Source organism: Brevibacterium permense (genome assembly GCF_013280495.1).
GTDB lineage: Bacteria > Actinomycetota > Actinomycetes > Actinomycetales > Brevibacteriaceae > Brevibacterium > Brevibacterium permense.
Map to the genome: position 1 here is coordinate 22,229 of NZ_JABSSX010000021.1, position 8,723 is coordinate 30,951.

An 8,723-nucleotide genomic window follows, 5' to 3' on the forward strand; every position below is an offset into this window, starting at 1 on the left:
TCTGAATATGCCTGGTTGCGCAACCTCGCTGCTACTGCTGAAGACCTGCCTGTGGACGACGGTTGTGCGCCCACAGGCCACAGCACACGAGTGGAACACGGAGGACAAGCAACTCACAGTAGACAGATGTTGCGAAAAGTCAGGATCCGCTAGGATTTTTGGACATTTCGCCACTATCAACGGGCGATTGTAAGCAGCTGAGTCCACAGCCGCCGCGGACTGAGTGCCCCTCCCGAGTGCGGCGGGCAGCGTTGCCTCAGCTCGGGCGGTGGGCGTCGAGCTGCTGGGCGACGCGGATGTAGCCGAGGTGTGAGTACGCCTGCGGGTGGTTGCCCAGGTGCATCTCGGCGACGGGGTCGTATTCTTCAGACAGCAGTCCGGTGGGCCCGAGCAGGTTGTCGACCTGCCGGAACAGATCCCAGGCATCGTCGATGCGGCCGACCTTGATGAAGGCCTCGATCAGCCAGGTCGTGCAGATGTGGAATCCGCCCTCCAACCCGGGCAGCCCATCGTCGTAGCGGTAGCGGAACACCGTCGGGCCGACCCGCAGTTCGCGTTCGATCGCGTCGACGGTGGACACGAAGCGCGGATCGTCGGCGTCGAGCAGCCCCGAGAGTCCGACGAACAGTGCGGCCGAATCCAGGTCCGTCTCACCGTAGGCGACGGTGAATGCCCCGACCTCCTCGTCAAAGCCATGCGTGAGCACGTCGTGGGCGATCTCCTCGCGCAGCTGCCGCCACGCACCGGGCGGCTCCCGATCGAACCGGTCCGCGATCCGCAGCGCCCGATCGACCGTCACCCAGCACATCACGCGCGTGTACACGTTGTGCTTCGGCGGACGCCGGGCCTCCCAGATCCCGTGATCGGCCTCGAACCACCGTTTGCCCACGGCTTCGACCATCTGACAGGTGAGCGTCCAATAGTCCTCGGGCAGCTCGCCGAGGTGGTCGCTGAGTTCGTCGAGGAGCTCCGTGACCGGGCCGAACACATCGAGTTGGACCTGATGCTCGGCGGCGTTGCCGACCCGCACCGGCCGTGATCCGGCGTATCCGGGCAGGTGGTTGAGCACCGCCTCGGTGGTCAGAGCCGAACCGTCGACGGCGTAGAGCGGATGCAGCTGTTCGGGTGAGACCGTGCGCGCGAGCACCCCCGACAGCCAGGAGAGGAATCCTTCGGCCTCACCGGTGGAACCGAGGGCGAGCAGGGCGCGGACGGTCATCGATCCGTCGCGCAGCCATGTATAGCGGTAGTCCCAATTGCGGACGCCGCCGATGCCCTCGGGCAGGGAGGTCGTGGGGGCGGCGAGGACTCCGCCGGTGGGTTCGTGGCACAGAGCGCGCAGGGTGATCGCGGAGCGGATGACCTCCTCACGGTGGTGACCGGGCAAAGTCAGTGATTCGACCCAGTTCGTCCAGAAGTTCAGGGCGCGTTCGCGCACATGATGCTCACCGCCGGTGGCCATGTATCCGGCGTCGCCCGTGCCCGTCCCGCAGGCGAGGACGAGGACGACGGATCCGCCGGGCTGCTGCGAGGGGACGACGGTCGCCTCGGCGGTGTGGGAGTCGCCGTTCTCGACGATGTCGAAATCGATTCCGGGGGCGTAGAGTTCGATCGGCTCCGCAGTGCCGAGCACCGCCACACCATCATCGGTCCTGGTCATGCGGGTGGGAACCGTGGCGTAGTCGAGCCTGGGTGCGAAGCGGATGCGGGTCGGGGTGTCGCCGGTGAGCACGCGGACGACGATCGTGTCGTCGCTGTCCCCGTCGACGGGAGCGAGGTAGTCGACACAGCTCAGTCCGGCCCACCGGGTCTCGAGCAGGGTCGAGTTCCCGAGGTAGCGCTGGGTCAGCGGGGCGGCCCCGTTGGCCGGTGCCACGGCGAAGAATCCCGCCGCCTCGGAGCCGAGGATCTCGGAGAACATCGACGCCGAGTGCGGCAGCGGGTGCGGCATCCAGCAGATGCTGCCGGTCGGGTCGATGAGCGCGGTCGACTGTCCGTTGCCGATGAGGCTGTGCCGCTGAATCGGGGTGGCGCGGCGGCCGAAGAGCCAGGACTTGCGCAGTTCGAACAGGGCGCTGAGGACGGTGGAGACCTCGGCCGGTGAGTCCAGCCGGAAGTCGGCGTGAGTAGGCGCGGCCTGAGTCCCGACCTTGAGCCCGAGGTCATCGGGGCCGAGGGTTTCGAGAGCGAATTCGTCGGCGGTGTCATCGCCGATGAAGACGACGGCTTCCGCCCCTGTCTGGCTGCGCAGGCGGGTCAGCGCATCGGCCTTCGAGGACGGCACGACAGTCAGGTCGATGACCTGCTTGCCGCGGGTGAGATGGATCGGATGGGCGGCGGCGAGCTTCTCGACAGCGGTTTCGATGTCGCGTCGATTCGCCTCGTCGAGTCCGCGCAGGTGCACGGCCGCGCCGGTGGTCTTGTGCTCGATGACCTCTCGCGGCAGGGTGCGGGTGAGATCGGCGCGGAAGTCGGCCAGGACCGCCCGCTGCGATTCGGTGAGGGCGTCGATGGTGAATGTGTCGGTCTCGCCGCCGTGAGATCCGAAGAGGTGGACCTCGCGGGGCAGTCGCGACATCGCCGCGAGATCGCGCAGGCTGCGACCGGAGATGACCCCCGCCGAGGTGGTCGGCAGCAGGGCGAGCGCACGCAGCGAATCGACCGAGCCCTCCAGGGGAAAGGCTTGGCTGGGCACGTCGACGATGGGCGCGATCGTCCCGTCGTAGTCGGTGGCCACCAGCAGGGATAGGGAGCGGGAGAGTTCGAAGAGGCGCCGGAAGAGGGCGGGATCGAGCGCTCGGCTCGCTTCGGCCAGGTCGCCCAGCAGCTCGGAGGACCTCACCGAGGCGGCGATGGTAGCCAATCGGGATTCGGTTGCGCTCTCGTATTCGACTGTGCTCATCTCACCTCGGGTGTCTCGGTTGGCTCGGGTGCCGGTCAGGGTTCTTTCTTCACTGGGGTGTCGCTGTCGGGATCGTCGGGATCACCGGAATCGGCCGTGCGATCGGCTTCGCCGACGGCGCCGGCTGGGTCGGATGTGTCCGCGGCCTGGGACGAGTTCGTATCGTCGGTGGCGTCAGCGGCACCCGAGGGGTCGGCATCAGCGGACTCGGCCTCCTCGGCGGGGGTGTCGATCTGTTCGGGCAGGACACCGAGCTTGGCCAGCTGGCGGCCCTTGCTCAGGCGGGAGTAGCCGCCGATGATGAAGATCACGCCGGCGATGAGGGTCGCCGCTCCCGTGAAGCCGAGGATCGACAGGGCCTCCATGCCGTCGCCGAAGACGAGGATGATGCCGAGCAGGACGTGGACTCCGGAGGAGATGAGGAAGTCCGAGGCCATGGGCTGGGATCGGAGCTGCCGGTAGGCCCAGAATTCGAGAGCGCCGTGCAGCAGGGCCCAGATGCTCAGGGCCGCGCGCAGTTCGGCGGGCTGGTCGGCGAGGAAGAGGAAGACGATGGCCGGGATCGCGATGACGGCCTGGCCGAAGATCGCGGTGCGCACGTTCAAGGGCGAGCGCACGGCCTGGAAGACCAGGGCCACGGCGAAGAGGATGAGGTAGCCGATCGCAAGGTGGTCGACGACGTCGGTCGGCAGGCTCAGCTGCACCGGATTGCTCGAATCGCGGGGCCAGAAGACGGTGACGATGCCGAAGGCGACGCCGAGGATTCCGCGTACGATCATGGGCCAGCCGAGTCGACTCGCTGCGGCAATGGCCTGCGGGGCGGCTTCGTTACGCGGGGCTGTGGATTCGGTGCGCGGATCTTCGGTACTCATCACGGCACCAGTCTAGGTCGCTTGCCTGAGTCTGTCCGATCAGCGTCGGTTCAGGGTCGGGTGAGTGGCGCTTCTCCGCGTTTCATGTATTTACGTAATTACGTACTTCCTGTATTGTCGAAGCATGGAACCAACACCGTCGGCAGAAGATCGCCTCTCCGCTCTCGAACAGCGGGTCGCCGAGCTCGAGGCTGCGGCCGCAGAATCCTCCGCATCACAGGAGCCTGGCGCGACGCATCAGAAGGCGGACGGGACCTCGTCGTTCAAAGCAGAATCACCGGTGCCATCCGGTTTCCCGGAATCGTCAGTCCAATCCGCCGCCGGGAACACAGCCCTGCCGGGCGACACCGAGACGTTCTGGGCTCTGCATGGACTCGTCGACCACCTCGGCGATGGGGTGACCTATGCCGGGTACACGACTCCCCCGGGCGGCAGCGGTCCCGTGGCGTGGCAGATGGGTCTGAGCAGCGCAGGGCTGGCGCAGATCGATTTCGCCGAGGCGGCCGGATCCCTGGCAGCCCTCGGTCACCCGGTCCGCCTGCAGCTGCTCCAGGCGATCTACGAGGGCACGAGCACCGTCGCCGAACTGGGCAAGGACGACCGTTTCGGCACGTCCGGGCAGATCTATCACCATGTGCATGCTCTCGCCGGAGCCGGCTGGCTAGAGAGCGCCCGCCGCGGACACTGGCGCGTGCCCGCTCAGCGAGTCGTTCCGCTGCTCACCCTCGTCCTCATCGGCACGCACTGACCGACCTTCCATCGCACACCGCCCGCTCCTGCACGTCATCCCATCCCTGCTCACCAGGAGGAACGATGCCCACCGTCGACGCACTCGGCACATCCGCACAATCTGCGGCACCACCTCGGCGCCGGATGGCCGCACTCCTCGCCGCCGCGGTCACGGCCCTCGTCCTCGCCGCGATCACTCCGTGGCCACGCGGATTCCAGGGCGCTGCGACCGGCGATGCCAGCCTCATGGCCGAGGTGGAGCAGAGCCTCGGCAGCAAACATTGGCACCATGTGGCCGCCGCCCGCATCGACGGCGACGAGGTGACATTCGCCGGGACCGCGGCCGATGAACACACCGAGTTCGAGATCGGCTCGATCACGAAGACGTTCACCGCTGCTCTCTTCGCCGATGCGATCGACCGAGGAGAGATCGAGGCGGACACCCGCCTCGGCGAGGTGTGGCCCGACCTGGACGGGAAGGTCGCCGAGGTGACACTCGAGTCGATCGCCATGCAGCGCTCCGGGCTGCCCGCGCAGGAGCCGGCGCCGAACTTCACCGCCGGAGTGATGAGCATCTTGTCGAATTACCTGCACACCGATCCCTTCCGCGGGGACGCCGCGGACATCGTGGCAGGCCTCAACGACGTGGAGGTCGGCGAACCGGAACCCGAGTACTCGAACTTCGGTTTCGCCGTCCTCGGCCAGGCCCTCGCCGAGGTGGCCGGCCAAGACTATACGGACCTCGTCCGCGAGCGGATCACGGAACCGCTGGGCATGGAGGAGACCTTCGTCCCGGATTCCGCTGAGGGGCTGTCCCACGGATACACGGCCTCGGGACTGCCGGCCGCACCGTGGACGCTCGGCGGGTCGGCACCGGCCGGGGCGATCCGGTCGACGACGCACGACATGTCCATCTGGCTGCGGGCAGTACGCGACGAAAGTGCCCCCGGCGCCGAGGCGAGCCACCCGCGCAGGGCCTTCGACGATTCGGATCGGATCGGCTGGGCCTGGTTCACGACGACAGATCGCAGCCCGAACCTCACCTGGCACAACGGAGGCACCGGCGGCTACAGGTCGTTTCTCGGCTTCGATCCGAAGTCCGAGCAGGGGATCATCGTGCTGACCGATTCCGCCAACTGGGTCGACGCGGCCGCCGATCTGGTCTCCGCGCCGGCCACCGACCGGACAGAGTCAGCCTCCGAAACGACGACCTCAGCGACCGAACGGACAGGAGCCCGATCATGAATTCCGAACTCATCTCCGCTGTGGTGGGAGCGGTACTCGTCGCCTGGGCGGCCTATTCGGCCCTGCGGGCGACATGGTCGGCGACGAGGATGCGGCTTCTCGGCGGCCTCATCGCGGCGGCGGCGTTCGTGCTGCTGATCCGCCTGATCTCGTCGTTCGGCGGTTGGACTGACTGGTTCGTCTACGCCTGGCTGGCGGCCATGATCGTCTGCGCCGCGGCCGTATTCCGCACTGTCCTGGTGTGGCCGGATCTGCCGTGGCGAGCAGCGGAGGCAAAGGCTCGCCGGGCCGAGGTCGCCACCATCGGAATCGAGAGCGTCCTGACACTGCTGATCGCCGGTGCACTCGTGATTCCGGGGCTCATGCTCGGGTGAGCGCCCGCACTGCAGCACGAACTTTGCGCATTCAGTTCACCAAGCAGTGACCCACATGTCTTCGTTCGAGGTTAATTTCGTCGTATGAGCCAGCCCGGAAACTCTCGTGTCAACTCGCGCCTGTGGCTGTTCGCAGGCATCGGCGCAGTCATCGGTGCAATCGCAGGGTTCCTCATGGGCGCACCGCTGACCATTGCGTTCGCGATCCTCGGCTTCACATTGGGTATGGGTCTCGGTTGGATCCTGCCTGTCGCGGATTCATCCGCCGCGGATTCCGCGGCCGAAGACAGACCCGATCCCACTGACAACTCCTGAGGCTCGTGCGCCTGAGCCCGGGCCGGCGGCTGTGCCCGGTCGGGTGCCTGAGGCCAGGCAGGCGCCCTACTTGCCCTTGACGGTCAGCTTTCCGCCGACCTCGGTGACCTCGTACTTCGGCAGCGGCTCCTCGGCCGGACCGGAGATCACCTCTCCGGTTGTCACCGAGAAGTTCGAGGAATGACACGGGCAGATGATGGCCTCCTCGGTGATACGAGTGACCTGGCAGCCCTGGTGGGTGCACACCGATGAGAACGCGAAGAACTCGCCTTCCTTCGGCTGAGTGATCACGTAGGTGTCCTCGATGACGGTGCCGGAGCCGACGGGAACGTCGGAGGCCGGCAGGCTCGAGTCCTTGGTCGGCTCCGCCTCCTCGTCGGACGAACACGCCGAGGTGGCCGCCACGGAGCCGCCGATGACCGCCGCCGTTCCGGCCACGCCCGCTGTCTTCATCACACGGCGTCGGGTCGGATCCGCTGAGGCGGTCGGGTCGACGTCGGCAGGGCTGTTCGGGGTCGTCGTCATCGGAATCTGCTCCTTCTCGTGGGTGCGCACAATCCGCCATGCCGCTAACAGGCATGGACTCGTAAGTTCCAGCGTACAATTGCAGTCGGTTCACAGGCTGCAGGCACCTGTCAGGATCGAATGGCACCGGACCGATCCTCGGACGATCGGGGCGATGGGCGCGGTGGGCCGCCTCGGCGAGGGACGATTTCAAACGGAAAAGGGGTGCGGCAGTGGCCGACGAGACGGCAGCACACCAGCGGCGCCCGGATCCGCGCATCGCGACGGGATGGGGCCTGGCCGCCTCGGTGTACGTATTCACCGTCGTCATGATGGGCACCACCCTGCCCACGCCCCTCTACCCGCTCTATGAGGAGCGGTTCGGGTTCGGCACCGCATTCACCACTCAGCTCTTCGCGATCTACACGATCGGGGTCATCGGCGCGCTCATCATCTTCGGTCGGCTCTCCGACGGACTGGGGCGACGGGCGGTGCTCAGCCTCGGGGTGATCTTCTCGATCGCCTCGGCGGTGCTCTTCCTCATCGGATCCCACATCGGCCTGCTGCTGACCGGCCGAATCCTGTCCGGTCTGGCCGCGGGGATCTTCACGTCGACCGCCACCGTCACCGTGCTCGAGAACGCGCCCGCCGGGCGCGAACGACTCGCCGGATCCTTGGCCACGGCGGCGAATATGGGCGGGCTGGGACTCGGGATCCTGTCCTCCGGACTGCTCGCCCGCTTCGCCCCCGCTCCCCTGCTCACGCCGTTCCTCGTCAACGCGCTCATGCTCGTCATCGCCGGCTTGGCGCTCATCTTCGTGCGGGACCGGACGCGCGGCGGGGCGACGGCTGTGCGGTTGCAGCTGCCGGGGATTCCCGCCTCGGCGAAGCGCATGTTCCTGGCCGCCTCACCTGGGGCGATCACCGGCTTCTCGGTGTGCGGGCTGTATTCGGCGATCGCGCCGAGCTTCATCGGGCAGACCCTGCACGTGACGTCGACCGCGGTCACCGGCGCTGTTGTGTTCCTTCTCTTCGGCGCCTCGGCGACGGCGCAGGTGCTGCTGCGCGGGTTGAGCGACCGTCGACTCATCATCGGCGGGACCGTGACCATGATCGTGAGCATGGGTGCTCTCGTCTTCGCGCTCATGGCGGGGTCCCTGCCGGTGCTCATCTCCTCCGCAGCGTTGGCCGGTGCCGGGCAGGGGCTCGTGTTCATGACCGGGATGCGTGCGATCACCGCGGTGACCGCGCCAGAGCACCGCACCGAGGCGACCACCTCGTACTTCATCCTCGCGTACGTGTTCATATCGGTGCCGGCGATCGGTGCCGGATTCCTCGCCGCCGAGGTGGGACTAACGAATGCAACCGTCGTCTTCGCCGTCGCAGTGGCCGTGGTGTGCGTGTTTGGACTCGTCGCGGCACGGAGGTTCGCGGGCCGTTAGGTGAGGGCCGCCGGGTGCTCGGGTGTCTGAGCCAGGTCCCTGGACCGTCGGGTGACGGATAGCTGGACTGTCGAGGCCGTTGGGGCCGTTGGGCCTGTTGGGGCCGGGTTCGCACGGAGCAGCGCGGTGGACGTCGGCCAGAGGCCTGATTTCCGGAAATCTGCCTCCCGGCTCCCGAGAAATGGTCACTTTCGGATACTTTCCGGAAAATGTAGGTCACCATCGGATACTTTCAGCGCGGCGGGCTCAGGGTTCTAGTGCAACACCGTGGTGCGTTTATCCTACGTTTTCCATCACGATGCCGGCGAGCACCTCAGCAGGAGTCGCGTACTCCAGAACC

Annotated in this window: 8 protein-coding genes; 5 read left to right on the forward strand and 3 right to left on the reverse strand. The window is 66.9% G+C overall.

Annotated features, from left to right (window positions below; translation table 11 throughout):
* Positions 1–256: 256 nt before the first annotated feature.
* Together otsB and HK353_RS16210 are read right to left on the reverse strand one after the other, a co-directional pair.
* A complete protein-coding gene (gene otsB / locus HK353_RS16205) occupies positions 257–2,902 on the reverse strand; it encodes a trehalose-phosphatase (protein ID WP_173157849.1) in 2,646 nt (881 codons plus the stop codon).
* A 35-nt stretch (positions 2,903–2,937) separates the two neighbouring features.
* Entirely contained in the window at positions 2,938–3,774 is an 837-nt protein-coding gene (locus tag HK353_RS16210) for an HdeD family acid-resistance protein (RefSeq protein ID WP_245396099.1), read from the reverse strand.
* A gap of 124 nt (positions 3,775–3,898) precedes the next feature.
* Between HK353_RS16210 and HK353_RS16215 the strand changes: the two genes are divergently transcribed.
* The 4 genes from HK353_RS16215 to HK353_RS16230 all read left to right on the forward strand — a co-directional run bounded on the left by HK353_RS16215 (position 3,899) and on the right by HK353_RS16230 (position 6,437).
* On the forward strand, positions 3,899–4,522 hold the full coding sequence (locus tag HK353_RS16215) for an ArsR/SmtB family transcription factor (RefSeq protein ID WP_173157853.1): 624 nt from the start codon (positions 3,899–3,901) through the stop codon (positions 4,520–4,522).
* 65 nt (positions 4,523–4,587) lie between these two features.
* Complete coding sequence (locus HK353_RS16220) at positions 4,588–5,748, forward strand: serine hydrolase domain-containing protein (protein ID WP_173157855.1); 1,161 nt, start codon at positions 4,588–4,590, stop codon at positions 5,746–5,748.
* Positions 5,745–6,122, forward strand: a complete 378-nt coding sequence (locus HK353_RS16225) for a hypothetical protein (protein ID WP_173157857.1) — start codon at positions 5,745–5,747, stop codon at positions 6,120–6,122. The genes HK353_RS16220 and HK353_RS16225 overlap by 4 nt, the downstream gene beginning before the upstream one ends.
* An 84-nt stretch (positions 6,123–6,206) precedes the next feature.
* Positions 6,207–6,437 carry a hypothetical protein gene (locus HK353_RS16230; protein WP_173157859.1) on the forward strand — a complete coding sequence of 77 codons (231 nt, stop codon included), beginning with the start codon at positions 6,207–6,209 and terminating at the stop codon, positions 6,435–6,437.
* 66 nt (positions 6,438–6,503) lie between these two features.
* On the opposite strand, the gene HK353_RS16235 is transcribed toward HK353_RS16230, so the two are convergent.
* On the reverse strand, positions 6,504–6,962 hold the full coding sequence (locus tag HK353_RS16235; protein WP_173157861.1) for a Rieske (2Fe-2S) protein: 459 nt from the start codon (positions 6,960–6,962) through the stop codon (positions 6,504–6,506).
* A 212-nt stretch (positions 6,963–7,174) separates the two neighbouring features.
* Between HK353_RS16235 and HK353_RS16240 the strand changes: the two genes are divergently transcribed.
* Positions 7,175–8,383 (forward strand): MFS transporter, encoded by a 1,209-nt coding sequence (locus HK353_RS16240; RefSeq protein WP_217278545.1) that lies wholly within the window; start codon positions 7,175–7,177, stop codon positions 8,381–8,383.
* The last annotated feature ends 340 nt before the right edge of the window (positions 8,384–8,723 follow it).